1 pseudogene is annotated in these 532 nt (G+C 32.9%); it reads right to left on the reverse strand.

The annotated features are described in order from the left end of the window. Window positions 1–306: 306 nt before the first annotated feature. Window positions 307–532: pseudogene (locus RB298_RS01245) on the reverse strand (hypothetical protein); the annotation flags it as partial.

A 532-nucleotide genomic window follows, 5' to 3' on the forward strand; every position in this document is an offset into this window, starting at 1 on the left:
ACTATATACAAAACAAGTTTACATAATACCTCTTTCCGGAGGACATCGCCAAAAAGAACCCTCTTGGGAGAAGGGTTCTAGATGAGGCCCTGTTTCTGCTTTATGCAGCTTTTTATACATCCTTGATCTAACAGCGATTTATCTTGAGGTGATTAAAGGCCGAATGTATAAAAAGCTCACCTTACATATATACGCTTGTATCTAAAGAATAGTATTTATTTAAAATTATAATACGATTTTTCTACCCATATATTCGATAAAAAATCCCTTTAAAAAGCTATCTCCCTTACAAAGCGAGGTGACCTTTTATTTTTCTTTCTTTCTTAATAAAAGCTTGTCCTCTAGCTTACATACCCACTTATAAAAGCATAGTAAGATAAGTAAAAGTACAGGATTAAGTATAGCTGAATACCATAAATGCCACCAACCATAATGAAAATATCCCCAAGGAGCTGGTAATAATGTAAGCATTTCATAAAGCAAAATAGCTATTAACCAAAAAATAAAATAAAAAACTTGCCTAGTGTAGCCC

The organism is Priestia sp. BR_2 (assembly GCF_041954005.1).
Classification (GTDB): domain Bacteria; phylum Bacillota; class Bacilli; order Paenibacillales; family Paenibacillaceae; genus Paenibacillus_AQ; species Paenibacillus_AQ lautus_A.